Origin of the sequence: Paenibacillus sp. FSL R7-0297, from assembly GCF_038009025.1 — a bacterium.
In the GTDB taxonomy this organism is placed as follows: Bacteria; Bacillota; Bacilli; order Paenibacillales; family Paenibacillaceae; genus Paenibacillus_AQ.
Genome location: NZ_JBBPAQ010000001.1, coordinates 5,581,192 through 5,606,329, shown reverse-complemented (window position 1 = coordinate 5,606,329; position 25,138 = coordinate 5,581,192). Strand labels below are relative to the sequence as shown.

Here is a 25,138-nt window from a genome sequence, read left to right as displayed (position 1 = left end):
CAGTGACTTGCAATGATAAAGAAGTTTATGAGAAACAGGAGGAACCGATGAAATGAATGCTATTGAACAACGCAAACAGGAGCTTGAGAATTGCCGTCCAGAGCCTACGCTGGACCCGGAAACGATTGACGAATTCTGGAATGATCTGCTCGCCGAGGATGAGGAGCAGCCGCTGGATGTTACAATAATCCCTGAAGAAACTCCATATCCGGGCATGGAGGTGAGCAAAGTAAGCTATACAGGTTATGGGGAAACGACCATCCATGCCTGGTACATCCGGCCTGCTGCTGACACAAGTGTACATAGAGAGCTGCCGTGTATTGTAACGTTTCCCGGTTACACCGGCGACCGGGGGTATCCGGAACGGTATGCTCACTTTCTAATGCTTGGCTATGCAGTACTTGCCGTGGATGTGCGTGGACAACTGGGAGAGACCGGCAATCTGCTGCCGCAGGAAGAAGGTATAGTCAGAGGCTGGATCACCCAGGGGCTGCTGGAGAAGGAACGGTCCTATTATGTGGCTGTAGCGATAGATACGGTTCGTGCCATAGAGACTGCAGCGCAGCTGCCGGGTGTTGATCCCGAGCGTATTGCCATTACCGGGGGAAGCCAGGGAGGCGGAATATCGCTGTTGGCCGGGGCACTGAGCCGGCGGGTTGCTGCAGTGGCTGCAGACATACCGAATCTCTGCCGCCTCGACTTCGGGGTGCTGAATTCAACCAGCTCGCTCACAGAGATTGCCGATTTCCTGAAGCGCTATCCGGAGCATCTGGAGCGGGTGCTGCAGAATCTGGCATATTTCGACATTGTTAATCTGGCGCACCGGTTCACCGTACCTGTTCTGATGTCCGCAGGCTGGAAGGATACTGTTTGTATGCCGGAGACCATCTATGCGGCCTATAACCGTATCCAGTCACCGAAGCAGATGATGGATTATCCGTTCTCCGGGCATGAGGTCAGCGAATATCAGCGGAGGCAAACGGCTCTCTTTTTCCGGGAGTATCTGGGCTAAAAAGATTAATTACCGGAAGGCTGATTAGCGGCGGGTGTTTGGTGTAAAGGTTATAATGAAGGTGCTAAGCTGTCAGAATGCGAAGCAGCCTAAGGAATGGGAGGGAATGGCAGATGAATAAGGATGGAGACAAGCTTCCCGCGGAACTGGTCGTGGAGAATTTCGAATACAGCCAAATGAATGAGCAGCTGGTGAAGAAGAGCTTCTGGAGCAAAACGAGGAAAGCGGCAGGCAAAATCCCGTTCACCAAAGATGCGGTTGCCATGTATTACTGCGCCATTGATGCCAAAACCCCGTTATGGGCCAAAGGCATAGCCTTCGGCGCGCTGGCTTATTTCATTTCACCCATTGACGCGATTCCTGATGCGCTGATCGGACTCGGTTTCACGGATGATGCAGCGGTCATTGCCGCAGGCATCCGGGCGATTGCCGGTCAGGTGAAGGAGGAGCATAAGCAGAAGGCCGAGAATTTTTTTGAACAATCGTGAGGTACCGGTAACCCCAAAAGTGCAGCGGGTTGCTGCACCGGATTCATTATGCTTCTTCCTCTAAATGTCCATTTCCAGGAGGGCAGCGGTCTGCGGATTGCTGCTTCGCCTGGTATTCTGTGCCCCAATCCCTCATCAGTTTAATAATCGGAATCAGCGTCCGGCCAAATTCGGTCAGCGAGTATTCAACCTTCGGCGGCACCTGATGATACACCTCGCGGTGAACCACGCCATCCTCCTCCAGCTCACGAAGCTGAAGTGTCAGCATACGCTGGGTGATGCCGGGACAGATCCGGCGGAACTCGTTGAAGCGTTTTGTTGAATCCATCAAATGGTATAAAAGCACACCCTTCCACTTGCCGCCAATAACATCGAGGGTAAATTCAACAGGACAAGCTGCACCCTGGCCGTCCGGACAAGCACCGAAACCGCCTTTACGGTTACGCATAACCGAACACGCTCCTTAAGTATCATTTTGTATACTACCTATCAAAAATGTGCGTACTTCACGAATGGTTATCTATCCACTACTATAAGCATGTGAGCAGGATAACGTCAATTCCAGACCTGAAGGATACACAGAAAGGGAGTATGTGAAATGGATCATACAGTAAAAGAAACCGCAACAACCAAGCAGGAAATTCTGGCCGCCTATGCATACAGACACGCTACCAAGGTATTTGACAGCAGCAGAAAGATCAGCGAAGAGGATTTCGGGTTCATCCTGGAAACAGGCCGCCTGTCACCGAGCTCCTTCGGCTTCGAGCCCTGGAAATTCGTTATTGTTCAGAGTATGGACATCCGTGAGAAGCTGCTTCCTTATGCCTGGGGGGCACAGAAGCAGCTGCCGACAGCAAGCCATTTCATGCTGATTCTCGCAAGACTGCCGCGTGATATGGCTGCGGGCTCGGAGTATATTCAGGGTATAATGCAGGATGTGCAGAGCCTGCCGCCGGAGGTTGCCGAGGGTAAGCGGAAGGTCTATGATATGTTCCTGAAATCCGATTTCGGACTGGAAGGGAATGAGCGGGCGATATTTGAATGGGGTGCACGGCAGACCTATCTGGCTCTGGGTAATATGATGACTGCTGCCGCGCAGATTGGCATCGACTCCTGTCCGATTGAAGGCTTCGACAAGGCTAAGATCGAGCAGGTGCTGACAGAGGAAGGGATAATGGACCCGTCACATTTCGGAATTGCCTGCATGGCGGCTTTTGGTTACCGGGTTAATGAGCCGCGCGGCAAAACCCGTCAAACGGCCGGGCAGGTGGTCCAGTGGGTCTAACCGCAGCCGCTTCAGCAATTTAGGCGAAGTGTGAGCCATTTAAAAATAGATGCCATCCTTATTAAGGGCGGCATCTGTTTTTTTGCGAGTTATGAAAATACATAGAAGCTTCGAAAAAAGTTTGAAAACTTGCTGAAAATTCTGCTACTCTTAATAAGTCAGCTTGTTACTTGTAACAGGCTGCCAGTGATCGTCAATTCAAGATTGAAGGGATTCCTGCAATATGAAAATCATCCGCGTTATCGCTGAAGTCTGCTTGCTGTATGTGTTCTTCCTGGCCGGAGATTACTTGCAAAAACTGCTGCATCTGCCGGTTCCGGGCAGTATCGTAGGGCTGTTGCTGCTATTCGTCCTGCTGCTGCTTAAGATTGTTCCGGTGAAGCTGATCGAGAACGGCTCATCCTTTATTCTGGCGTATCTTCCCATGTTCTTCATCCCGGCAACCGCTGGTATTATGAACCATCTGGATATCTTCAGCGGAAGAGGGCTTCTCCTGATTGGCGTTCTGGTGATTAGCAGTGTACTGACCATGGTCGTCACGGCACATTCCAGCCAGTGGATTGCCAGCCGCAGCGCCAAAAGGCTGACAAGACGGACGTATCCTGCGCGCAGCCTGCAAGGGAAGGGGAAGGAAGCATGAGAATTCTGCTGGCCGTTGGTTTTGTACTGATGAATGTTCTGATCTATCTCTTCATGTCCATGTTATACAAACGCTACCGTCTTCCTGTCCTGCTGCCGGCATTGACCGCAACGTTCACTGTAGTCGTGCTGCTCCTGGGCTTCCATATCTCTTATGAGACTTATATGATCGGCGGCGACTGGATTAACCGCCTGCTTGGACCGGCGGTTGTATCCCTGGCCTATCCGCTGTACAAACAGCGGCACGTGCTGTGGAAGAATCTCCCGGCCGTACTTGGCGGAACGGTGACCGGACTGCTCGTAGGAATGTTCAGCGGGCTGCTGATGGCAGCCGGACTCGGCTTCTCCAAGCTGTATGTCCTCTCCATCCTGCCCAAGTCGATTACAACTGCAGTAGCGATCCAGATCTCCAGCAATCTGGGCGGAGATTCCTCGCTTACCTCCGTATTCGTGATGATCGCCGGATTCACGGGGGCCATCGGCGGGCCGTATATCATTAAGCTGTTCAGAATCCGCGGCGAGTCCGGCATCGGCATCGGCTTGGGAACGGCGTCCCACGCCCTTGGCACAGCCAAAGCCCTGGAGTACGGTGAGCAGTCGGTGTCCATGAGCTCTGTGGCCATGACGGTATGCGCCATTGTCGGTTCCATTGCCGGACCGTTCGTAGCCTGGATCATGTATCATTAATGCAGCTTCTTACCCGTTAACACGCAACCGGATGACATTCCACGAAGCTGCCGGAAGCATGGCGCTTATACATCCGCCGTCTGCCGCCGCCGTTCCGCGGTTATGCGGGAGCACATTCGCCGGGTTCGAGCGGGTGTTCGCCGCTTGGAGATCCTCATGCTCAAGGATGGTATGCTGAATTACCTCTACTGCACCGAAGCTGCGCAAATCGACGGTCAGCTCCATGCCTTCGCCCAGATGACGGTTGACAGCAAATACGGTAACCTCGTTCATTTCTTCGTTATACACACTGACCGCTTCCAGATAAGGAACGTCGGTGAAATCCTGTGAATCATATTTCGGACTAGTAATCAACGGGTGCAGCACCGTTCCCCGGCCATAGATTGAAGCATGCATGTAAGGATAATAAGTGGTCTGCAGCCAAAGGGGTCCCCCGTTCTCAGTCATAATAGGGGCAATGACATTGATCAGCTGGGCAATGCAGGCCATCTTCACCCGGTCCGCATGCTTCAGCAGGCTGATCAGGCAGCAGCCGACCACAAGTGCATCCTCCAGATTATAGACATCCTCGAACTCCGGCGGGGCAATCTCCCAATGCTGCTGTGCGCGGCTGGTTCCTTGAGTCTTCCACACATTCCATTCGTCCAGAGACAGATAAATCTTTTTCTTGCTTTTCTTCTTAGCCTTGATATAATCACATACTGCTGCTACGCTGTCGATGAACTGGTCCATATCGAGTGAGCTGGCCAGGAAATTCGCTGTATCGCCATTATTATTATTGTAGTAGGTATGCAGGGAGAGGAAATCTACGTTATCGTAAGTGAGATCCAGCACGGTTGCTTCCCATTCGGCAAAAGTATTCATGGAGCTGCCCGAGCTGCCGCAGGCCACAAGCTCAAGGGAAGGGTCTACCCAGCGCATGGCTTTGGCGGTTTCATTCGCGAGCCTGCCGTATTCGACGGCCGTTTTTGCTCCAATCTGCCACGGGCCGTCCATCTCATTGCCCAGGCACCAGGTGCGGAAATTGTGGGGAGCCTGATACCCGTGGGAGATGCGCAGATCGCTCCAGTAGGAACCGGAAGGGTGGTTGCAATATTCCACGAGATTCCTGGCGGCGTCAATTCCGCGGGTACCCAGATTGACCGCCATCATGACCTCAGAACCGGCCTGCTTGGCCCAATCGGCAAATTCATTGGTACCCATCTGATTCGTCTCTGTAGTCCACCAGGCTAATTCAAGAGAGCGCTTACGGCTCTCCTTGGGTCCTACGCCGTCTTCCCAGTTATAGCCGGAGACAAAGTTACCTCCGGGATAGCGGATGATCGGCACGCGGAGAGCCCGGATGGCCTGCAAGGCATCACCCCGAAAACCGTTAGCGTCTGCGGTAGGGTGTCCCGGCTCATAAATTCCGCCATAAACGGCCCGGCCCAGATGCTCGATGAACGATCCGTACAGCCTCGGGTCTACTTCGGCCAGCTTGAAGTCCTTGTCGACAATCATCTTGGATTGAATGCTCATTGTGTTAAGCTCCTTTTGTTTTGAATTCATATTACAATTAATGAAATTATTAATCTAATATCCTGATTTATGATTACATCATACGGATTACAGCGTATACTAAGCAATAAAAATATTTAGGATTAATAAAAATGCTAATTCAAAGAGTGCGGAGGTTAGAGGATGTATTTAACAACGGATTCCGAATCACTGAAGGTATATGAAGCATTAGCCAGTGAAGTGCGGCTGCGGATCATTGATCTGCTCAGCGTGGGGGAGATGCATATCAAGGAAATCGCAGCCCGGCTGTATCTAAGCAGCGCCATAGTCAGCTCCCATGTGGCCAAGCTCCAAAAGGCAGGCATCGTCAGCTCCCAAATGAAGCGGATTGACGGCGGCACATATAAATACTGCTCGCTCTCCGCTAATTTTCTGCAGATTAAATTGTCAGGAGCCAAAGGCATTGCCCGGAAGGTGGTTGAGGTCTCCGTGCCGGTGGGACATTATACCGATCTTCAGGCTTCACCAACCTGTGGCATTGCCACCACCGAGAAGCTGATCGGATATTATGATGATCCGCGTTATTTCCTGGACCCGGAGCGGGTCGATGCCGGAATTCTCTGGTTCGCCAAAGGCTATGCCGAATATAAGGTGCCGAACTATCTGTTCATGGACCAGAGGGTGCAGGAGATTGAAATTTCGATGGAGGTCGGCTCGGAAGCGCCGCATGTCAATGAGAAGTGGCCTTCAGACATTGCGTTTACGATGAATGGAATTCCGCTTGGCAAATGGACCAGTCCCGGTGATTTCGGTGTGCAGCGGGGAAGGCTGACTCCGGCCTGGTGGAATTCCGATGTGAACCAGTATGGCTTGCTGAAGGTGCTGAGGATTAACGCAGGGGGAACTTACATAGACGGCCAGCAGATTTCTGCAGTCACCATTGATGAAATAGGCTGGCAGAAGGACCAGTGGAGCTTCAGGTTAACTGCAGAAGACACCACCCGAAGGCGGGGCGGTTTAACCTTGTTCGGACGCGGGTTCGGGAATTACGAGCAGGATATTGTTTTCCGCGTGTATTACGAATAGTGAAACTGTATAGATGAAGAGTAGGGGATGTGTGACGGGTTGAGACAATGGCTCTACGGCTGTATTGCCGTACTTGTTCTGACGGGAATTATTGCTTACGGTTTCCTGAGTGCACCCAAGGTAATCCGGCTGGAGCAGGAAATGCAGGTTACCGCCTATAAGCTGCAGGAGGCAGGTTATGCGAAGACAGTGACTGTAACACTGAAAGGTGCGTATGCCGAAAAAACCCATTCTTACACCGGTAAGCTCGCTGTTAACGGGGTTCAGTATAAATACTGTGATTTGAATCCGGAGCGGGGGTTCATGATCTGTGCTCGGGAGGACGCGGGAGGTGAATATAAACTTTTGGGTCAGGTATTTGCAGATTCCGGATTTCAGACATGGAGTCTTGCTCTGCAGAAGGGGGAGAAGTCTCCCGGTTATGAAAGTAACAGCTTCTATTATGCAATTTACGGGGAAGATGATCCTGGTGATGACAGCATCATTCTCAGCTATCCGTCAGCAGACAGGGACACAGCGATTCAGCAGTATGAGTCCCTGCAATCAGTCTGGCAGGATCAGTGGGAGCGCCGGGTGAAATAACCTCCAGCCAAAATGTTTGCAAAATAGGTCAACGGGTAACTATAACTAAGTAATCCAAAACCTGCACAGCTTGCATAAGGAGGAGTTCAGATGCCAGATCATATCGAGAATGAAGCAGACATCCGCAACAAAGAGAATAAAGACGGTGATTCACTCGCGGAACGCAAAAAGATGGAAAATGGTGTAGACATTGAACCGGAAGCCGATGACTGGGTCGCCAAACCGGCTGAATCTGCTCATCCCGACCCCCTTCCGAAGAATTAGAGCGGCAACTGCATTTCGTATGTATGAGACTTTTCCTTAGGGACAGAGTTTTTTCACAGAGGCCGGATGCTTTCCTTGCGAGGGGCATCCGGTTTTTGTTTGTTTTGCGCCCTGCGCGAAAGGGCTTATTGAGCTTGGTTTAGTAAATAATGTATACTATAGGAAAGTACAGCCTCATCACGTCTTGATTCTCCAGATCATCGCAGGTTCACAGGTCTCAGGCAATTCAAATTGCGGGGAGGAAACCTAGTATGCGTAGTCGGAACGAGAACGGCCGGTATCGGCAAAAGCGCGGTGATGCCCTGACAGGCAACCTCGAGAAAAAGTACGGATCGAGCTTCGGTGTGCGAAGCGACATGAAGCTGGAAACGCTGAGAAGCCAGCGTGAGGAAGGTCCGCCCTTAATGCAGATGCAGAGAGAACAGCAGCATAAAGAATGAATTCTGAAGGCTAGTGTGGTCGTTATTCGGCTCTAAATCATTAACTCCTATAAAAATGGCTGCAGTTCCTAACCGGAACCCTGCAGCTTTTTCTTTGTATACGAAATAGGGATAAATCCCTCTGAATCCGCCAAAAGTGGGCAGCAAGCGGGAACGAGGAGCAAAAGTGCCCCTGAATCCGCCAAAAGTGGGCAGCAGGCGGGAACGAGGAGCAAAAGTGCCCCTGAATCCGCCAAAAGTGGGCAGCAGGCGGGAACGAGGTGCAAAAGTGCCCCTGAATCCGCCAAAAGTGGGCAGCAGGCGGGAATGAGGAGCAAAAGTGCCCCTGAATCCGCCAAAAGTGGGCGGCAGGAGGGAATGAGGAGCAAAAGTGCCCCTGATTTTACCGGAGGCTGCCCCAAACAAAGCATTCAGAATAGAGCAATGTGAGATGGCTTAAAATCTACATCAGCTGCTCAGGCTGCATAGCTCGGGCTGATTCACCCGTTAGGGTGATTTTGTTCGTGTGAGGACCGCCAGAAATTACCGTCATAACCTCCCTTTCTCGGAGGCATACTAGCTCCCATTAGTGAAATACTGGGGCTGGAGGCGGGACCGACTACAATGACAATGATACTTTTGCAAGATAGTTATAGCGCACTGGCAGCTGTAAGCCCGTATTTATTCTATTTTACTGTATACTCTTTTCTGGGCTGGGTGCTTGAAGGCAGCTATAACCTCTATAGTGCAGGTGCTTTTCGCAAAGAAGGATTCTTGAAGGGGCCGTTTAAACCCATGTACGGCTGTGCGCCGCTGCTGCTGCTGACGGGACAGAGTATTGGGCTTCCGCTTCCTGTATTCCTGATGCTTACCCTGATTATTCCGTCGGCTGTTGAGTTTGTCAGCGGCTGGCTGCTCAAGGGTATTTTTCGTAAGCAGTGGTGGGATTATTCGGGAATGCCCTATCAGCTGCAGGGACATATCTGCCTGAAATTCTCGTTGTATTGGTGGGGGTTGTCTATTGCCTGTATCTATGGTTTGCAGCCGCTGGTGCATTTCCTGTATCTGCATGTTGAGCAGGTATGGACACCGTTGATTCCGCTGGCCCTGCTGCTATTCTCGGCAGATCTGCTTTGGACTTTCCGTACCCGTCGGCGCGGGCTGAGGGAGCTGGATCCTACGGAGCAGCTGGAGCTTGGTGAGGGATGATTAGACTAGGAGACATTTCCGGATGATTCTCCGGATGATTCTCCGGATGATTCTCCGGGGATGTATGTGTTAATAGGTCAGCCAGAGTAATTTGGTTGGCCTATTTCTGCTGAGGATGAAAAAGAACTCACTCTTATCTGTTCTTAAGTCCCTTTAAGGTTTGATCATATTCATTCATAACCTGAAACAGATAATCCATGAATTCTATACTAATGCCGGAGGGTAATGAGGACTTCGTGTTTGTTTTGATTACAATCTTACGTTTCATTTCAGTCACCTTTTTCCTCGTCAGATTGATTTGATTTTTTAGCTGCAATCATACGATAACCTTAAGACTTAAGAAATATTTTTATCCGTAAATATAAGAAGTGGACTGCGTTATGGAGCTGTTCGGATGACGCTCAGACAAGGAATATCTTACAACCGTGTCAAATATAGAGGTATACGGGTTGCCTAATATACCCCGGAGCGGGAGGGAATATGAAGAGATTCAAGAAATACTATCCGGCTGTGATCATTCTGGAAGCGCTGATTATAGTTTTACTCGCAGGGTTATGGATACGCGAAATCAATAAGCCGGTCCCTCTGGCCAGAGATCAGCTTAACTTGATTACGCATTTTGATCAGCTGGATTTGGACAGAATTAGAGAAATGATACATAGATTTAAGGAAGGCAAGGGAGATAATCTTACCATGCTCCGGTGGGGCGTCGATAGCGGACCGTTTATTCATGATGTATATGATGACGGTAAGGTGCTGCACTGGACGGTGGATAGCAGCCGGGACGGAGCCGGGTACAATGGGGAAATAGAATATGTCTGCCAGGAGATCCAGCTTACGGAGGTCGAAGAATTCTACAGGGTAGAATTGTCTGATTGTGAGAATCAGCCGGAAGACTTCAAGGTTAATCCGGTTTCTTTTCGCAAGGATGAGCTTTAGGCCGGAATGAAGGGTTATAATAAAATGCTAAATCAATCTTAGGAGGAATCTTCATGCCAATGTCTGAATATTACCGGGAGCTGCGCGGCAAGACCGGCAACGGGTTATTAATGAAGCCTTCAGTAGCGGCGGTAGTGCGGGATGAACAAGGCAGAATTCTGCTGATCCGCAAGAAAGATGAAACGCTGTGGGGGCTGCCCGCAGGGGCGGTCGAGCCTGGAGAAACACCATCCAGAGCGCTCCGCAGAGAGGTGTTCGAAGAGACGGGTCTGATGGTTACACCTGAACAGATCCTCGGCGTATTTGGCGGCGGGAAATACAGATATGAATATATAAATGGTGATCAGGTGGAGTACACGGTGATTGTGTTTGAATGCGTCATCGTCAAAGGACATCTGAGAAGTATGGACGGGGAGGCGGAAGAGCTGGAGTTCTTCAAGGAAGATGAACTGCCTGAGTTAGCCATCCCGTATCCCCCGAAGCTGTTTGTGAGCGATGCCTCTGATACACGGAAAGTTATTTTTGAGTAAAGCACTGCCATTTAAGCAAAATGAAGATATTGTTCCCATAGGATTCAGCAGTTTCAATACAAAGGAGTAATTTCATTGCATAATCCGGTAATAAGATCCAAACTGATCTACTGCGGCGCAGTACTGCTCGCTGTTATGCTGGGCCTTGGGACCAGGGTATATGGTGACCAGCTGCCGCGCTTTGTCAGCGGACACTTTGGGGATGCGATCTGGGCAGGGATGATCTACCTTGCCTTCCGCGTGTTGTTGACCCGGTATCCGCTAAGATTGTCGCTTATGCTCAGCCTGTGCTTCAGCTTCGGGGTTGAGTTCAGCCAGCTCTATCAGGCGGAATGGATTATACATGTACGCTCGACAACAGCAGGCGGACTGATTCTGGGCCAGGGTTTCCTCTGGATTGATCTGGTCCGGTATACGGCTGGAATTCTGTTCTGCTATGTAATTGACCAAATCTTACAAAATTGATTCTGGAATATACAGGAGGAAGAATATATATTAAGTGAGGCGATGCAGGTATGTAATAATTTGGAATGAGAATGCCTGTAATCAGCCGAACGCTGCCTGATTTGGAGATGAGTAACTGCAAATGACGAACAGTTTAATCGTGGTATGCCTGCTGACCCTGATCATTCACACAGCAGAGACGTTATCGTATTCGGTGCGTTTTGCCGGAGTGAAGCTGAACAAGATCGCCATCGCCTTATCCCTGACCGGTATTATCGTGCTGGTCTCCAGAACGGCTAATATGGTACAGGCTCCCTTAACGGCCAAATTCGTAGACTATGGCAAAATAGACGATAGCTTTCCGCTGCTCAATTATCTGCGGATTATTATGCTGGCTTCTTCACTGGGCACCTTGATAGCCATTGCCTTGTTTCCTACCTTCGTAGGGCTGTTCGGAAGAATCATCTCCAAGCTTGAGATTGAAGGCTCTATTCCGAAGCTCCTGACCAGTGTAACCGTCGGCCAGCTCAAGAATACGCGGAAATATATCCGCAGGCCGAAGGTGAGGCTGCGCAGCTTCCGCTATCTGGGTATTCCGAAACGATTCATCGTAATGAATATATTCGTAACGGCGTTCTACACCGTTGGGGTGTTATCCTCCATGTATGCAGCCAAGCTAATGCCTGATTTAAGCACAACTGCCTCCCAGGCTTCGGGTCTGATTAACGGGTTAGCGACGATCCTGCTGACGGTGTTCATCGACCCGCAGCTCGGGATCATTACCCATAAGGCGACGGAGAATGTGGAATACCGTGATCAGCTGGGCAAAATCTATGTTCTGCTGATGGGCTCACGCTTTCTGGGATCACTGCTCGGTCAAGCACTGCTTGTTCCGGGAGCCCACATCATTTGCTGGCTGGTGAAGCTGATCTGATTCTGAGGGACAAATTACTTAGGCAGCTTCAATTCTGCGGAATGGATGGCTGTGCTGATCTGCTGTTCCCAGCTGTACATACGTCCGGCCATTGTACGTATCTCACCCATTTTGCTGTAAGAGAGCTTCATCGCAGCCGCGGCCTTGGTGGCATCTCCCGCCTTGACGGCGGCTTTGTAGCTTTTGTCGGCTTCGCTTCTCTCGGCTTGCATTGCCGAGAACAATTTGTTCTGGGCGGTGATCTGTTTCTTGAGGTTTGCAACGGGTGCAAGGGCATCCTTAGCCGGCTTATTTCTTGCAACAGTAAGCGCCTTGGCTTCTGCTAGTGCAGAGGTTGTGACCTTCACCTCAGCCCGTGCTGCAACTGCGGCCGCCTTAAGCTTATTGCGCTTGATCTCAAGGAGCGTGGCATTCTTCAGGTTATTGGCCTTGCGCGCAGCTGCCGCCTGTTTGCCCAGTGAAGTGTATTGCTCCAGCACGGGTGCATGCTTCTTCTGCATGGCTTCGGCTGCAGCACGCAGCTTGGCAAGCTGGGCGGCATCTGTGGATTTCAGCTTGGCATTAACCGCCGTGAGCGCCGTATTATTCTGCTTGCGCAGCTCCTGGTTCCGCTGAATTTCCGACTTTAACACTACCTGCAGTTCCGTATAATCCGTATAAAGATTGTGAATCTCATCCAGCGCTGAATCCCAGTCTGAGGCAGCAGAAACCTGGGGGGCAACACCAGGCCAAAGTGTCAGCAGGATCAGCATAACCGTGATTCTCTTTACAAACTCTCTGGTAAAACTTGTGAATTTAAACATATCATTCCGCTCCTGTCATCATTAATTTGATAATACAACACCATAGGACACAAAGAAGCACCCCCAAGAAAGGCATGAACTGCCGATCCTGCGAGGTGCTTCTCCCGCTTAGCGTGTGTTATTGTTCATTTAGTATAACCCTGAAGGAATGGATAGTCAAGGAAAATAAAGAACGTTAGTTCTTATTCGTGGAATGCTTCTTTTTATATGACTTGGCCAGGAAATCTAGTAGAATATATCTATAGTTTACAATAATATATAAAGTTCGACATCTAGGTACTCATAGGAATAGGGGATGCAGGATGCAACTTAGACATGTGAAAATAAAAGGTACAGGCAAATATCTGCCGGAACGCGAGATTAGTGATGCGGAGCTTGATGTTGTACTTGGCACGCCTCCGGGCTGGGTTAATAAAATAACCGGAGTTGGCATCCGCCATTATGCCGGTGAAGGTGAAACTGCTTCTATGATGGGTGCAAAAGCTGCGGAAGCGGCATTGGCCGATGCAGGCTTAAGCTTTGAGGATATCGATTGTCTGGTCTGTACCAGCGGGACCAAGGAGCAGCCGCTTCCGAGTACGGCAGTATTCATTCAGCAGGCGATGGGACAGGCAGATTCCGGCGTTCCGGCTTTTGATATCGATGCGACCTGCCTCAGTTTTCTGGTAGGTCTTGATGTTATGTCATATATGGTTGAAGCGGGAAGATACAAGAATGTACTGCTGGTTGCTACAGAAATCGCATCGGCAGGGCTCAATTGGGAGGATAAGGAGAGCTCGGCACTGTTTGGTGACGGGGCGGCGGCAGTTGTTATTGGTCCGGCGGAGGCCGGTGATGTCTCGGGAATTCTTCATGCTTCACTCAAAACCTACAGCAGCGGCGCGCGTTATTCGGAAATCGCCGGGGGCGGCACAAGGCTGCATGCCCAGAAATTCACTGCCGAGAATGCAGTGCCGTATTTATTCCATATGGACGGGCAGGCCATCTTCCGCAAGGCTTCGAAGCTGCTTCCGGACTTCATCAGTGAAATGCTGACAGCTACGGGTAATCAGATGAATGACTTCCGTCTGGTCATTCCTCATCAGGGCAGTGCCATGGCTATGCGGCTGCTGCGCAAGAAGCTGGGAATTGCCGAGGAACGGTTCCTCGACAATACAGCAGGGCATGGCAATACCATTGCGGCTTCTATACCTATGGGACTGCATGAAGCGATTAAGCAGGGCCGGATTACCCGCGGAGACCGGATTATGCTGATTGGTACAGCGGCAGGGTTGTCTTTGGGAGGCATGATTATTGACTATTGATCAGAATATTCTGATTACCGGCGGACGCGCCCCGGTAGCCCTGGAGCTGGCAAGGCTGTTAAAGGCAGCAGGCCACCGGGTCTTCGTTGCGGAAAGCGCTGAATATCATCTGTGCCGGGTGTCCTCCGCTGTCGAGGCCAGCTTCCTTGTGCCTTCTCCGAGGCATCAGCCACAGGCTTATATCCAGCGGCTCGCCGGATTAACGGAGGAATTAAATATTAGCTGTCTAATTCCCACCTGCGAAGAGATATTCTATATCGCTGCTGGACTTGAGCATATAACCGGCTGCCGTGTGCTTGCTCCCTGCCGTGTGCTTGCTCCCTGCCGTGAGATCCTGGCGCAGCTGCATCACAAGGGGGAGTTCATTGCCTGGGTCCGCTCTCTTGGATTTGCCGTCCCGGAGACTACCCTAATCAGCAGCGCTGCCGAGTGGCACCGGACCCAAGAGATTGCTGCGGCGGACGGTAAACAGCAGGTCTATAAACCGGCCTTTTCCCGGTTTGCCTCTAAAGTGATCCTGCCTGATAGCGGAGATGCCGCAGGGTGCCGGAGCCAGAAGCAGCGACAAATCTCTCCTCCGACTGGTATTTCCGCTGCTGCACCCTGGGTAGCTCAGCAGTATATCAAGGGCAAGGCAGTCTGCACTTACAGCATCGTGCATGAAGGCTCGGTAGTCGCGCATGCAGCGTATGACAGCAGGTACCGGACGGGCCGGAGCGGTGCGAGTGTATATTTCGAGCACCTTGAACATCCTGCGGCACAGGAGTGGGTGCAGCGGTTTGCCGGAGCTATCAGCTTCAGCGGCCAGATCGGGTTTGATTTCATAGAGGCGGAGGATGGAATTCTGTATCCGATTGAATGCAATCCGCGTGCGACCAGCGGGATTCATCTGTTCACTCCGGAGGATGGGCTAACGGAGGCTCTGCTGAACCCCGGTATGCTTGTGCAGACTGGCGAAGTATTGATTCCGCGCTCAGACCGAAGAGCTATGCTGACTCTGCCCATGCTCGGCTGCGGACTGAAGCCGGGGCGCGGAGGCTGGAGCAATTGGCGGCGGGCATTGCGCGGGGCAGAGGATGTAATCTGCCGGAAGGGTGATCAGCGTCCTTTCCGCGAGCAGTTCCGTGTGGTCTATGCCGCGCAGAAGACGGCTTGGCGGCACCGGATTTCAATTACAGAGGCGCTGACAGAAGACATAGAATGGAATGGTGAAGGATGACAAAAGCACTGGTGACAGGGGCGACCGGCTTTCTCGGGCAGCATACAGTAAGCAGACTGGTTAAGCTGGGCTGGGAGGTCTACGGGCAGGGACGGAATCCGGAGCTTGGGAGGCGGCTTGAGAAGAAAGGAGCGGTATTCCTCCCCGGGGACCTGCGCGATGCTGACACAGCAGACCGCGCCTGTCAGGGGATGGATTTCGTATTCCACTGTGCTGCGTTGTCTTCGCCTTGGGGGAAATACCGGGAGTTCTATACATGCAACGTGGAAGCGACTAGCCATATTGCCGAGGGATGCAAGCGGCAGGGTGTAGGGCGGCTGATTCATATCTCTACACCAAGCGTGTATTCCAGCCAGCTTCACCGCGTTGGAATCCGGGAGAGTGACCCGCTGCCCGGGAAGCCGGCCAATGCTTATGCCGCGACGAAGCTTATGGCTGAGCAGGTAGTGGAGCAGGTAGCGAAAAGCGGGCTTACGGCATTTATGCTCCGGCCAAGAGCCATCTTCGGCCCGATGGACAATGCCCTCTTCCCGCGGCTGCTGGCAGCGAATAAGACCAAGGGAGTTCCGCTGATGAATGACGGAACAGCAAGGATCGATCTCACCTGTGTGGAGAACGTAATTGATGCCATGCTGCTCTGCTGCGAAGCCCCGCTCTCTGCGTCCGGGCGGGCCTATAACATAACCAATGGTGAGCCGGTCATGTTCAGGGATCTGGTGACCAGATTGTTCTCCCTGCTTGATATTCCTCTGCACACCAGGCGGCTGCCGTATGCCGCCGCTTATGCCGCTGCGGGGATGATGGAAGGCATACACAGGCTGCTGCCGTTCCTGGGAGAACCGCTGCTCACCCGCTATTCGGCAGCCGCGCTGGGAATCTCCCAGACGCTGGATATTTCGGAGGCCAAGGAGCAGCTTGGCTATCACCCGCGCGTGACATTAGATGAAGGTCTTCGTGCCTTCGCGGAATGGTGGAGGGAACAGCAATGATTACTGAGATACCAGTTAAATTATCCATATTGTCTGCAGGATATTGCCTGCATCCCGAGCTGCTGACGCTGCGGGGGGGTTCCCTTAAGCCCGCTCTTTTCCCGGCAGGCTATACCTTGATCCGGCATCCGCAGCATGGGCCCATCCTGTTCGATACGGGGTATAGTGCCCGGTTCTTTCAGGAAACGGCGCGTCTGCCGGCCTCACTCTACCGCCGGATTACGCCAGTAGTGTATACAGATGAAGAGAGCGCTGCGCGGCGGCTCCAGGAAGGCGGGATTGCTCCGGAGGATGTGCGTTATGTTGTGCTGTCGCATTTCCATGCGGATCATATCGGCGGGGTGCAGGATTTCCCGCAGGCGAAGTTTATCTATTTGCGTAAATCATACGATGCCGTAAGCAGACTGGGTCCGGTCCGGGCAACAAAGGCAGGATTTCTGCCGGGACTGCTGCCAGAGGACTTCAACGTCCGTTCGTTGCCCGTAGATGAGTATTCGGCTACGCGCCAGCTGCCGGCCGGACTTCCGTTCACGGAGGCGTATGATCTGCTTGGAGACGGAAGTCTGCTGGCGGTGGAGATGTCAGGCCATGCCGCCGGTATGATTGGCATGTTCGTCTCCACCGGGGAACATGATTATCTGCTCTGCGCGGATACGGTCTGGTCCAGCCGGGCGTTCCGCGAGAACCGCAAGCCGCATCCGGCAGCCGGCCTGATTATGTCCAGCCGCGCGGAGTACAAACAGAATTTCCACCGGCTGCGCCAGATCCATGAGCGGTTTCCGGACATCCGGATCGTACCGAGCCATTGCCGCGAGGCGCTTGCGCTCTGGGGAACGGGAAGTGTGAAATGAAGCGGATGAGGCTAGTCATAACACATTATATTCTCACCAAATGGGGCCGGCGCTGGAAGAACCGCGCAGTGCTGGAGCAGTGGCAGGAGCTGCGCATCCGGCGCCATGTGGACAAGGTAAGGGAGAACTCCCGGTTCTACAGGGAGCTGTGGGGAGGCATTCCGGCGGCTGTATGGCGGAAGTTTCCTGTGATAGAGAAGTCACTGATGATGGAAAATTTCGATGATCTGAATACGGTGGGCATTACGAAGGAACAGGCTTTTGCCGAAGCCTATGATGCGGAGAACAGCAGGGATTTCAAGCCTACCCTTCAAGGCGTCACGGTTGGTTTGTCCTCGGGAACCTCGGGCAGCCGGGGAATCTTTCTGGTCGGAGAAGAGGAACAGGCAGCCTGGACAGGCACCGTGTTGGCCAAGCTTTTGCCTGGAGGACTGTGGAGACGTGCGCGGATTGCCTTTTTCCTGCGGGCGAACAGCAATCTGTACGAATCTGTGAAGCAGGGCCGTCTGCAGTTCCAGTACTTCGACCTGCTGGAGCCGCTTCCGCAGCTCCTGGCCCGGATGGAGCAGTATCAGCCGGATATCTGGATCGCGCCGCCTTCCATGCTGAGACTGCTGGCTGAAGCGCAGCATTCAGGCGTTCTGAATCTGCAGCCGCGTAGAATTATCGCTGTAGCTGAAGTGCTGGACCCGCTGGACCAGCAGCATATTGAACGTACTTTCGGGCAGAGGGTGCATCAGGCATATCAATGCACTGAGGGCTTTCTTGGCTCCACCTGCAGTCATGGGACACTGCATCTCAATGAGGACATCGTACATATTGAAAAAGAAATCCTTGATAAGGAATCCCGTCGGTTCGTACCGGTTGTGACCGATTTCTCCAGATCCGTGCAGCCGATTATCCGCTACCGGCTGAATGATATTCTGACCGAAGCGGCTGAGCCTTGTCCCTGCGGTTCGCTGTTTACAGCGATCGAGCGGATTGAAGGCCGCTGTGACGATATCCTGTATCTGCCGCATGCTTCAGACGGCCAAATGGTCACGGTATTTCCGGATTTCATCACCCGGGCAGTGCTGGCAGCCTCTGCAGAAATTGAGCATTACCGGGTTATCCAGCATAGCCTGCTTGAGCTGGAGATCTCGTACCGCACACGGCCGGGCAGCGCGGAAGATATGGAGCCGCTGATTGCCGGCGAGCTGTCGCGTCTGTTCACGCGGCTGTCCTGCATTCCTCCGCAGCTGGAATTCACAGCGTACAGCTTCACCCCCGGCAGGCAGAAGCTGCGCCGGGTGGAGAGGGGCTGGAAGCTGTGAACAGCAGAGTCATTCAATATGACCGCCATTCGGTGGATCAGCTGGAGTGGCCGGATACAGAATATGGGCGGTATGCCCGCGATTATATTATTCCGCTGCTGGAACGGGAAACGGAATATTATATCTCCAACGTCCATACCATCGTTAAGGTGCTGACTGTGGACGGGATCCCGGTTCCGGTTACAGTCAATGATGGCAATTATGATAATTCATATGTGTGTTCCCCTTATACGCATTACGTCAGTTATGCGCGTGAGGAGCTTGCTCTGCTGAACAACCGGATGCTTGAAGGCGCATTGTCAATCATGCTAAGGGGAATGGGCTGGCTGCTGAGGCAAGGCAGGTTCAACCGGGTGATTCAAGTTAATAACTGGCTGCTGTCCACCAATCTCTATCCTGCGCTCAGCGCCGGGCAGCTGACGGAATTACTGGAGTATCTCCGTCAAGCCTATCCCGGCTATACGATTATCTACCGCTCGCTCAGTATGGAGACTTCAGGAGACCTCATCGGCAGTCTGCGCGGGTACGGCTGCAAGCTGGTGCCAAGCCGGCAGATTTATCTGCTGCAGCAGAACAGCGCCGGCTCCAAAGCCAGATGGCTCGTTAAACGCGACCGGAGTCTGCTGGCCAAACACGGGTACACCGAAGTATCCCCGGCTGAAATTACACCAGAGGATATTCCCCGGATTGTGGAGCTGTACAGGCTGCTGTACATTGACAAGTATTCGGCGTATAACCCGCAGTTTACAGAAGCTTTCATTGCCTTGGCACTGGAGCGGGGGACGCTGCAGGTCTATGGGCTGCGGCAAGGACAGGAAGGAAGGCTGGATGCGGTACTTGGCTTCTATGAGCGGGATGGCGCAATGACAGCGCCGCTCTTCGGCTATGACACGGCTCTGCCCCAGTCTGTGGGACTCTACCGTATGCTGTCTGCCGTTCTGATCGGGCTTGCCGGAAGCCGCAGTCTACTGCTGCATGAGAGCTCCGGTGTAGGCCAGTTCAAGCGCAACCGGGGAGCGGTGGCTGCTATAGAATTTTCTGCTGTATATGACCGGGGTACTACCTGGCTGAACCGCTGCGGCTGGTCATTTCTGGAGCTGCTGCTCCGGCGGATCGGCATGCCGCTGATTCAGAAGCTGAAGCTGTAGTCTGGATCAATGAATCGTCAGGAGGCAAAAAATGAATCTCGCTAACCGTATCACCTTATTCCGGATACTACTGATTCCTTTGTTCATTGCACTCTTTCCTATCTATCCGCAAGCGTTAATCAGCAAATCGGTGATCCTGCTGCATCTTGAAATACATGGTGTTTTTTATGCGGCCTTGGTCTTTATAGTGGCTTCCTTAACGGACAAGCTGGACGGGTATATCGCAAGAAAATATAATCAGATCACAAATCTCGGAAAATTGCTTGATCCTCTGGCAGATAAGCTGCTCATTGCTGCTGCGTTGATCCTGATGGTAAGCCTGCATTTGATCGCCTCTTGGATTGCTTTTGTAATCCTGGCGAGGGAAATAATAATGATGGGCATCCGGATCGCCGCTTCAGCGCAACGGATAGCTCTCTCAGCTGACAGATACGGCAAGTGGAAAATGGTGCTGCAGGTTGCGGCCTTCTCGGCAATCCTGTTGAATAATGCTCCGTTCAGCCTGTTCACTTCTTTTCCGGTCGGCCAGACACTGCTGTATGGAGCTTTGGCCATGACTGTATACTCCGGTTATAACTATATTAAGAACAACTATCTATTACTGCAGCTTGGACATTGAACATCACTTATCTATAAAAGGAGCTGCAATATGAGCATTATTCCAAACTTGCCCCACGGTCATGATCCAATTGCGCTGATCACCGGCACTTCCAGCGGTTTCGGGCTGCTGACTGCACTTACGCTGGCGCGCAGAGGCTATAAGGTAATCGCCACCATGCGGGATCTGAACCGCAAAGACGAGCTTGTAGAGCAGGCTGAACAGGCCGGTGTTCTGGAGCGTATTCATCTGATGACGCTGGATGTGACGGATGAATCTTCAGTTGCTTCAGCGATCCACGCGGTTACTGAGCTGTTCGGAAGAATTGATGTGCTGGTGAACAATGCCGGATTTGCTGTAGGCGGCTATGTGGAAGAAGTAAGCATGGAAGCTTGGCGGCGGCAGATGGAGACGAACTTCTTCGGCCTGATAGCAGTAACCAAGGGGGTACTTCCCATCATGCGCATGCAGCGTGCGGGTCTGATTATCAACGTGAGCAGTGTCAGCGGGCTGACCGGTTTTCCCGGATATGCGCCGTATGCCGCCTCCAAGTTTGCTGTGGAGGGCTTCAGCGAGAGCCTGCGGCAGGAGATGCTTTCTTTTGGCGTCCGCGTTGTATTGGTTGAACCCGGCTCATTCCGCACGCCTATCTGGGGGAAAGGTATTGCCGGCATCCATAGCAGCGAAGGCTCTCCTTACCAGGCCAGGCTGGAGGAGATACTGCGTTACTCCCGGCGGACCGCTGATACAGCACCGGATCCGCAGGAGGTTGCTGAGCTGATCGGGCGGATTACAGAGAAGCGCGCACCCAAACTGCGCTATCCGGTCGGCAAAGGCTCGCGGGTCCTCATGCTGAGTAAAATGCTGCTTCCCTGGAAGGTGCTGGAAGGCATAATTGCAAGGTCACTGCGCGCGATGAAATGAATGACAGCCTGAAATGGCAGGGAGATGCAAACCAAGGAGGAGGATTGCGTTCTGCCGGAATTTCCCTTACAGTTTAGCTATGGCGCTTATGCCGGAATTGTCCGGAAGATCAGAGGTTGAACTTGAACGGAGGAGAATGGTCATGCATGAGCTGAATGGAGCTAATCAATGGCATATCAGCATTGGCGGAGATTACGGGTTGAACTTCGCATCGTATGTAGGCTGTTCAGTCGGGGCATTGCGCGGACCTGGAGGGCAGCATGTGTGGCCTGCTTCCGGCTTTGACCCGGGTCTTCCGGACTCCGATTCGCTGAAGTTGGCTTATGAACAGTGGTGGCTGGAGCTGGTACGTTATAAAACGGATTGCATCCTGGCGGGGAAACATCCGCTTCTGCATCAGCCTCCGGGGTTTGAGACTGTGGCCGATTTGGCACTGCGGCAGACTTGTGCCGGACTTTGGCCTGCTTTTATAGAATGGTGGGAGATGGAGGTGGGGGGCCAGACCGCTATGCGCTTCTGGGAGGCTGCGCCGGACATCTATAATTATATTAACGAGTTTGAGGTGCAGACAGGCAGAAGCATTAGCACCTTCACACTCCGGATTGATCTGGTCTATGGTATTAAGGAACCCGTGAAGCCGGTCCATGGTTATCTTCTGCTGCCGCCCGGTTATAAGTATCTGGTGAACAAGCAATGGTGGATAACGCTTTTAGAGGAGTATTGTTAGCTGTAATTCTTATCTTTGCAGAAGCAGAACTGGGGTGTATGCATTGCCTGGAACAGTAGGATTACATATTTGCTTTGATGAGCGTGGCCGTGAGATTGAGGTTCTGGATGTGACTCCGGTTGCCAGGGACAAATACCGGATTGAAGAAACGCCTATTTTTAACCCGGGGATTGCTCTTGGTGACATCATCCGGGTGAGAGAACAAGAGGGCATTGCCTATTATGTAGAAACGGTGCAGAAATCCGGGTTCGTCAGGTATGCCTGGCTGCTTAGCAAAGAAGCGGCTGCTTCGCAGGAGATCCGCAGTTTCACAGAACGGGTTACGGAGCACGAGGGGAGATGGGAGCAGATTTTCGGCGGTTTGCTTGTAATTCATCTGCCTAAACATTCTGCTGTGGATGCAGAGCTGGAAATGTCACGGATTATCGGACGTTTTGAAGCCTAATTATACTAATTCGAGGTGGCAATATTATGAAGAAATTCTTGAGACAATGGGTGCCCAGTATTGCAATTGGCATTATTCTATCCCTATTTATCCGGACTTACGTGGCTGAAGCGATGAGAGTACCCACCGGCTCCATGATTCCGACCATTGAGATTAACGACCGCCTGGTTGTGGACAAAATGCTCTGGAACTCTTCGCTGAAGCATGGGGACATTGTTGTGTTCTATCCCCCGGTAGCCGGAGATGAGCATAAAAGATATGTGAAACGGCTGATTGGGCTGCCGGGAGATGAGATTGAGATTAAGGACGGTACCCTGTACCGTAATAATGAGGCGGTTGACGAGCCGTATCTCCAGGAAGCGATGACCTACACCTTCGGACCGGTCACCGTTCCCGCAGACCACTATTTCTTCCTTGGCGATAACCGGAATGTCAGCTTTGACGCTCATTTATGGAGTACTCCGTTTGTAGACAAAGACAAACTGATTGGTAAAGTGCTGTTTGATGTGAATAACCTTTTCTGAGAAAGGCTACGGGCGAACCGGGTAATCTACCACGACGACATTCTCCAGAATCCCCTCCAGCCTTGCAACAAACGCACGGTGCGCCGGATGCGGCCCGTATTGACGCAGGGCTTCCTGATCTGTAAAGGTTACGCGAAGCCCCAGCGTATAGCCGTGGATATTCTCCGTTTCCTCTGTCATGTTAACTCCTGCCGTAATCTCCACAATTCCCGGAATTTGATCCTTCAGCCCCAGCAGTACTGCGATCAGGCCTTCTTCACTGCCCGGCTTGAAATGCTCATTGAATTGGAACGCTACCAGATGCTCGTACATCATTGATCCTCCTAAAAGTTTAGTAAGCATAAGCTCCCTGAGATCACTTCGTCAAAACTGACTTCGGAAGCATAAGCATCGTTTTGTAAGCATAACGAGATTATACTATAAATTTTTTCAATAGAAAGGGGAAAACAATGCCTGAATACTCCACCGACAGCAAAATCAAGGCCCCAATGTCCCTTCGGACATTGATAGGCATCCTTCTCCCGGGGCTGCTCGTGGCTCTAACTCCCATAACCAACGTAGAGAGGCATCCGTATATCTACTATTTCCGGGTGTTCTGGTTAAGTGCCAGCCTCTTGGCCTTTCTGTTCATTCTAATCAACGCTTTGCGGAAGGCCGGCAGGCTGAAGTGGGGGACAGATGCACTTACAGTTCGCAACCGGAGTTACTCCGGCAAGGAGATTAAGGCAATATACATAGATGGTCCGTTAGTAGGAATATTGCCCGAAGGCAAAAGGATTGTCCCGGTTAATCTGTGCTTCAGGTTCATAGAAGACCGGGAGCAGGACATGAAAAGACTGATGAACTGGACGGAAGCCAACGGAATCAAGCTGAAATATAAGAGATTTGTGAAGTGGATGTGAATATTTAATGGAAAGGCGGCTAAAGACAGGGATTCATTTGAACTAGATTAAGGGCAGATTGTGACTTTCACCGGATTGTTACTTTGGGATCTATTGACTATGATCAAGTGGAGCATAACGGAATATTCCTATAAACTAAAGGGGTGCTGAAACTTGAAAGTACATGTCACGGATCTCAAACACGGCGATTGTCTTATGACAGACACTTTCAACGGTGTAGGTCTGCATGTTCTCCCCAAGGGGACGCATGTTGAACGGGAGGAGATCAGTATCCTCATCCGGCACAAAATTCATTATGTGGATATTGAGCCGCGCAGTATACTGCATACGGGCAGTGAAGAAGAGCAAAGTCATGGTTTGCATGATGATTTCGATCACGCCATTCTGAATTATGAAACGATTTTTCTGGAAGCATTGAGGGACGGGAAGTTCTCGCACTCCATGGTCGATAATACACTGAAGCCGCTTCTGGAAACACTGTCCGGACAAAAGGATGTAGTCTCCCTGTTGCTCCTGCTGGACCGCGATGACATCGATACATATCACCATTCTTTGCAGGTTGGACTGCTGTCCTATTACATTGCTTCCTGGATGGGCTACTCCAAGGAGGAGCGTTACCAGATCAGCCGTGCAGGTTATTTGCATGATATCGGCAAGAGCCAGGTGCCGTTGTCTATTCTGAACAAACACGGATTGCTGACGGATTCCGAACGGGATGAACTCGCGCGTCATACTTCCTATGGCTATGATCTGATCCGCGGCTCCAATATGGACGAGGTAACAGCGCTTGTGGCACTGCAGCATCATGAATATGAGGATGGTTCAGGATATCCGAAGAGGCTGCGCAAGAATGAGATTCACCCGTTCACTCAAATCGTATCTGTGGCTAACATCTATATGTCTCTGACCACTTCCACTATGAACCGTCCCAAGCAGGGGCTGGTTACCGTGCTGCGCAAGGTGCATGAAATGGGCTTTGGTAAGTTGAACGAGACGGTTGTGCAGGCACTTACCGGACATTTGCTGCCAAGCTTTGTAGGCAAGAATGTCCAGCTCAGCAACGGTGAAATGGGCATGATCGTAATGAATAATCCGCTGGATCTCTTCAAGCCGCTGGTTAAAGTAGATGAGGGCTTCAGAGATTTGTCGCGTGAGCGCAGCCTGTCTGTGGATGAAGTTTTTAACTGATATGCCGGATAAGCGGCTCTCTCTGGAGAGCACACGGTTCTTATGAACGGATATACCGTCCCCCGGGATAGTATATCCGTTTTTTGCGCAACTAGAAGAAGGTATAAGCTTGCCGGTTTGTATTCCGGGAATAGATTGGCTATGATTAATGAGAGATTACTATAGCAATTCTGTGCAGCAGCATAAAG

31 protein-coding genes are annotated in these 25,138 nt (G+C 51.7%); 27 read left to right on the top strand and 4 right to left on the bottom strand.

The features are described from left to right. The first annotated feature begins 52 nt into the window (after positions 1 to 52). On the top strand, positions 53 to 1,012 hold the full coding sequence (locus MKZ24_RS24715; RefSeq protein WP_042235387.1) for an acetylxylan esterase: 960 nt from the start codon (positions 53 to 55) through the stop codon (positions 1,010 to 1,012). A gap of 113 nt (positions 1,013 to 1,125) precedes the next feature. After that, positions 1,126 to 1,500 (top strand): YkvA family protein, encoded by a 375-nt coding sequence (locus MKZ24_RS24710; RefSeq protein ID WP_340787739.1) that lies wholly within the window; start codon positions 1,126 to 1,128, stop codon positions 1,498 to 1,500. A gap of 46 nt (positions 1,501 to 1,546) precedes the next feature. Here MKZ24_RS24710 and MKZ24_RS24705 read toward each other — a convergent pair whose 3' ends face one another. Then, the gene (locus MKZ24_RS24705) at positions 1,547 to 1,948 is read right to left on the bottom strand and encodes a winged helix-turn-helix transcriptional regulator (RefSeq protein ID WP_042235389.1); all 402 of its coding nucleotides are present in this window, start codon (positions 1,946 to 1,948) and stop codon (positions 1,547 to 1,549) included. A gap of 150 nt (positions 1,949 to 2,098) precedes the next feature. Here MKZ24_RS24705 and MKZ24_RS24700 point away from each other — a divergent pair, with 150 nt between their 5' ends. From MKZ24_RS24700 to MKZ24_RS24690, 3 genes are all read left to right on the top strand, one after another. After that, positions 2,099 to 2,785 (top strand): NAD(P)H-dependent oxidoreductase, encoded by a 687-nt coding sequence (locus MKZ24_RS24700; RefSeq protein WP_042235391.1) that lies wholly within the window; start codon positions 2,099 to 2,101, stop codon positions 2,783 to 2,785. A 223-nt stretch (positions 2,786 to 3,008) separates the two neighbouring features. Beyond that, positions 3,009 to 3,425 carry a CidA/LrgA family protein gene (locus MKZ24_RS24695; protein WP_042235393.1) on the top strand — a complete coding sequence of 139 codons (417 nt, stop codon included), beginning with the start codon at positions 3,009 to 3,011 and terminating at the stop codon, positions 3,423 to 3,425. Further along, positions 3,422 to 4,111 (top strand): LrgB family protein, encoded by a 690-nt coding sequence (locus tag MKZ24_RS24690; RefSeq protein ID WP_042235394.1) that lies wholly within the window; start codon positions 3,422 to 3,424, stop codon positions 4,109 to 4,111. The genes MKZ24_RS24695 and MKZ24_RS24690 overlap by 4 nt, the downstream gene beginning before the upstream one ends. A 9-nt stretch (positions 4,112 to 4,120) precedes the next feature. Here the strand turns inward: MKZ24_RS24690 and arfA are convergent, their stop codons facing one another. After that, on the bottom strand, positions 4,121 to 5,629 hold the full coding sequence (gene arfA, locus MKZ24_RS24685) for an arabinosylfuranosidase ArfA (RefSeq protein WP_042235396.1): 1,509 nt from the start codon (positions 5,627 to 5,629) through the stop codon (positions 4,121 to 4,123). A gap of 162 nt (positions 5,630 to 5,791) precedes the next feature. On the opposite strand from arfA, the gene MKZ24_RS24680 reads away from it, so the two are divergent. From MKZ24_RS24680 to MKZ24_RS24640, 9 genes are all read left to right on the top strand, one after another. Beyond that, entirely contained in the window at positions 5,792 to 6,694 is a 903-nt protein-coding gene (locus MKZ24_RS24680) for an ArsR/SmtB family transcription factor (protein ID WP_042235397.1), read from the top strand. 39 nt (positions 6,695 to 6,733) lie between these two features. Continuing rightward, entirely contained in the window at positions 6,734 to 7,276 is a 543-nt protein-coding gene (locus MKZ24_RS24675; RefSeq protein ID WP_042235399.1) for a hypothetical protein, read from the top strand. 90 nt (positions 7,277 to 7,366) lie between these two features. Continuing rightward, complete coding sequence (locus tag MKZ24_RS24670) at positions 7,367 to 7,540, top strand: hypothetical protein (RefSeq protein ID WP_179093583.1); 174 nt, start codon at positions 7,367 to 7,369, stop codon at positions 7,538 to 7,540. A gap of 251 nt (positions 7,541 to 7,791) precedes the next feature. Further along, the gene (locus tag MKZ24_RS24665; RefSeq protein ID WP_039297241.1) at positions 7,792 to 7,980 is read left to right on the top strand and encodes a hypothetical protein; all 189 of its coding nucleotides are present in this window, start codon (positions 7,792 to 7,794) and stop codon (positions 7,978 to 7,980) included. Between the two features lie 603 nt (positions 7,981 to 8,583). Next, on the top strand, positions 8,584 to 9,168 hold the full coding sequence (locus tag MKZ24_RS24660) for a putative ABC transporter permease (RefSeq protein ID WP_231637847.1): 585 nt from the start codon (positions 8,584 to 8,586) through the stop codon (positions 9,166 to 9,168). A gap of 480 nt (positions 9,169 to 9,648) precedes the next feature. After that, positions 9,649 to 10,107, top strand: coding sequence for a DUF4362 domain-containing protein (locus tag MKZ24_RS24655; RefSeq protein ID WP_042235402.1), 459 nt, complete (start codon positions 9,649 to 9,651; stop codon positions 10,105 to 10,107). 53 nt (positions 10,108 to 10,160) lie between these two features. Beyond that, on the top strand, positions 10,161 to 10,637 hold the full coding sequence (locus tag MKZ24_RS24650) for an NUDIX domain-containing protein (protein WP_042235404.1): 477 nt from the start codon (positions 10,161 to 10,163) through the stop codon (positions 10,635 to 10,637). Positions 10,638 to 10,712: 75 nt separating this feature from the next. Then, positions 10,713 to 11,102, top strand: coding sequence for a ribosomal maturation YjgA family protein (locus MKZ24_RS24645; protein ID WP_231637848.1), 390 nt, complete (start codon positions 10,713 to 10,715; stop codon positions 11,100 to 11,102). Positions 11,103 to 11,223: 121 nt separating this feature from the next. Continuing rightward, on the top strand, positions 11,224 to 12,015 hold the full coding sequence (locus MKZ24_RS24640; protein ID WP_340787719.1) for a lipid II flippase Amj family protein: 792 nt from the start codon (positions 11,224 to 11,226) through the stop codon (positions 12,013 to 12,015). Positions 12,016 to 12,029: 14 nt separating this feature from the next. Here MKZ24_RS24640 and MKZ24_RS24635 read toward each other — a convergent pair whose 3' ends face one another. Next, on the bottom strand, positions 12,030 to 12,818 hold the full coding sequence (locus MKZ24_RS24635; RefSeq protein WP_340787716.1) for a hypothetical protein: 789 nt from the start codon (positions 12,816 to 12,818) through the stop codon (positions 12,030 to 12,032). Positions 12,819 to 13,120: 302 nt separating this feature from the next. Here MKZ24_RS24635 and MKZ24_RS24630 point away from each other — a divergent pair, with 302 nt between their 5' ends. The 11 genes from MKZ24_RS24630 to lepB all read left to right on the top strand — a co-directional run bounded on the left by MKZ24_RS24630 (position 13,121) and on the right by lepB (position 22,860). Next, a complete protein-coding gene (locus MKZ24_RS24630) occupies positions 13,121 to 14,122 on the top strand; it encodes a beta-ketoacyl-ACP synthase III (protein WP_340787713.1) in 1,002 nt (333 codons plus the stop codon). Further along, entirely contained in the window at positions 14,112 to 15,341 is a 1,230-nt protein-coding gene (locus tag MKZ24_RS24625; protein ID WP_340787710.1) for an ATP-grasp domain-containing protein, read from the top strand. Before MKZ24_RS24630 ends, MKZ24_RS24625 begins: the two co-directional genes overlap by 11 nt. Beyond that, on the top strand, positions 15,338 to 16,330 hold the full coding sequence (locus MKZ24_RS24620) for an NAD-dependent epimerase/dehydratase family protein (RefSeq protein ID WP_042235415.1): 993 nt from the start codon (positions 15,338 to 15,340) through the stop codon (positions 16,328 to 16,330). Before MKZ24_RS24625 ends, MKZ24_RS24620 begins: the two co-directional genes overlap by 4 nt. Beyond that, positions 16,327 to 17,181 (top strand): MBL fold metallo-hydrolase, encoded by an 855-nt coding sequence (locus tag MKZ24_RS24615; protein ID WP_340787708.1) that lies wholly within the window; start codon positions 16,327 to 16,329, stop codon positions 17,179 to 17,181. The genes MKZ24_RS24620 and MKZ24_RS24615 overlap by 4 nt, the downstream gene beginning before the upstream one ends. Positions 17,182 to 17,186: 5 nt before the next feature. Beyond that, complete coding sequence (locus MKZ24_RS24610; RefSeq protein ID WP_445324197.1) at positions 17,187 to 18,494, top strand: F390 synthetase-related protein; 1,308 nt, start codon at positions 17,187 to 17,189, stop codon at positions 18,492 to 18,494. Then, complete coding sequence (locus tag MKZ24_RS24605) at positions 18,491 to 19,642, top strand: GNAT family N-acetyltransferase (RefSeq protein WP_052416288.1); 1,152 nt, start codon at positions 18,491 to 18,493, stop codon at positions 19,640 to 19,642. Before MKZ24_RS24610 ends, MKZ24_RS24605 begins: the two co-directional genes overlap by 4 nt. A 31-nt stretch (positions 19,643 to 19,673) precedes the next feature. After that, positions 19,674 to 20,261 carry a CDP-diacylglycerol--glycerol-3-phosphate 3-phosphatidyltransferase gene (gene pgsA / locus MKZ24_RS24600; RefSeq protein ID WP_340787705.1) on the top strand — a complete coding sequence of 196 codons (588 nt, stop codon included), beginning with the start codon at positions 19,674 to 19,676 and terminating at the stop codon, positions 20,259 to 20,261. Between the two features lie 30 nt (positions 20,262 to 20,291). After that, positions 20,292 to 21,164 (top strand): SDR family oxidoreductase, encoded by an 873-nt coding sequence (locus MKZ24_RS24595; protein WP_340787703.1) that lies wholly within the window; start codon positions 20,292 to 20,294, stop codon positions 21,162 to 21,164. Between the two features lie 142 nt (positions 21,165 to 21,306). Continuing rightward, complete coding sequence (locus MKZ24_RS24590; RefSeq protein ID WP_042235426.1) at positions 21,307 to 21,891, top strand: hypothetical protein; 585 nt, start codon at positions 21,307 to 21,309, stop codon at positions 21,889 to 21,891. Between the two features lie 43 nt (positions 21,892 to 21,934). After that, the gene (locus tag MKZ24_RS24585) at positions 21,935 to 22,336 is read left to right on the top strand and encodes a DUF4265 domain-containing protein (RefSeq protein WP_160311794.1); all 402 of its coding nucleotides are present in this window, start codon (positions 21,935 to 21,937) and stop codon (positions 22,334 to 22,336) included. 26 nt (positions 22,337 to 22,362) lie between these two features. Beyond that, positions 22,363 to 22,860: a signal peptidase I gene (gene lepB, locus MKZ24_RS24580; RefSeq protein WP_340787695.1), complete on the top strand. Its 498-nt coding sequence runs from the start codon at positions 22,363 to 22,365 to the stop codon at positions 22,858 to 22,860. A 6-nt stretch (positions 22,861 to 22,866) separates the two neighbouring features. Here the strand turns inward: lepB and MKZ24_RS24575 are convergent, their stop codons facing one another. Then, positions 22,867 to 23,175, bottom strand: coding sequence for a Dabb family protein (locus MKZ24_RS24575; RefSeq protein ID WP_231637849.1), 309 nt, complete (start codon positions 23,173 to 23,175; stop codon positions 22,867 to 22,869). Between the two features lie 134 nt (positions 23,176 to 23,309). Here MKZ24_RS24575 and MKZ24_RS24570 point away from each other — a divergent pair, with 134 nt between their 5' ends. Beyond that, positions 23,310 to 23,762: a hypothetical protein gene (locus tag MKZ24_RS24570; RefSeq protein ID WP_340787692.1), complete on the top strand. Its 453-nt coding sequence runs from the start codon at positions 23,310 to 23,312 to the stop codon at positions 23,760 to 23,762. Between the two features lie 153 nt (positions 23,763 to 23,915). After that, positions 23,916 to 24,950 (top strand): HD-GYP domain-containing protein, encoded by a 1,035-nt coding sequence (locus MKZ24_RS24565; RefSeq protein ID WP_042235432.1) that lies wholly within the window; start codon positions 23,916 to 23,918, stop codon positions 24,948 to 24,950. Positions 24,951 to 25,138 lie beyond the last annotated feature (188 nt).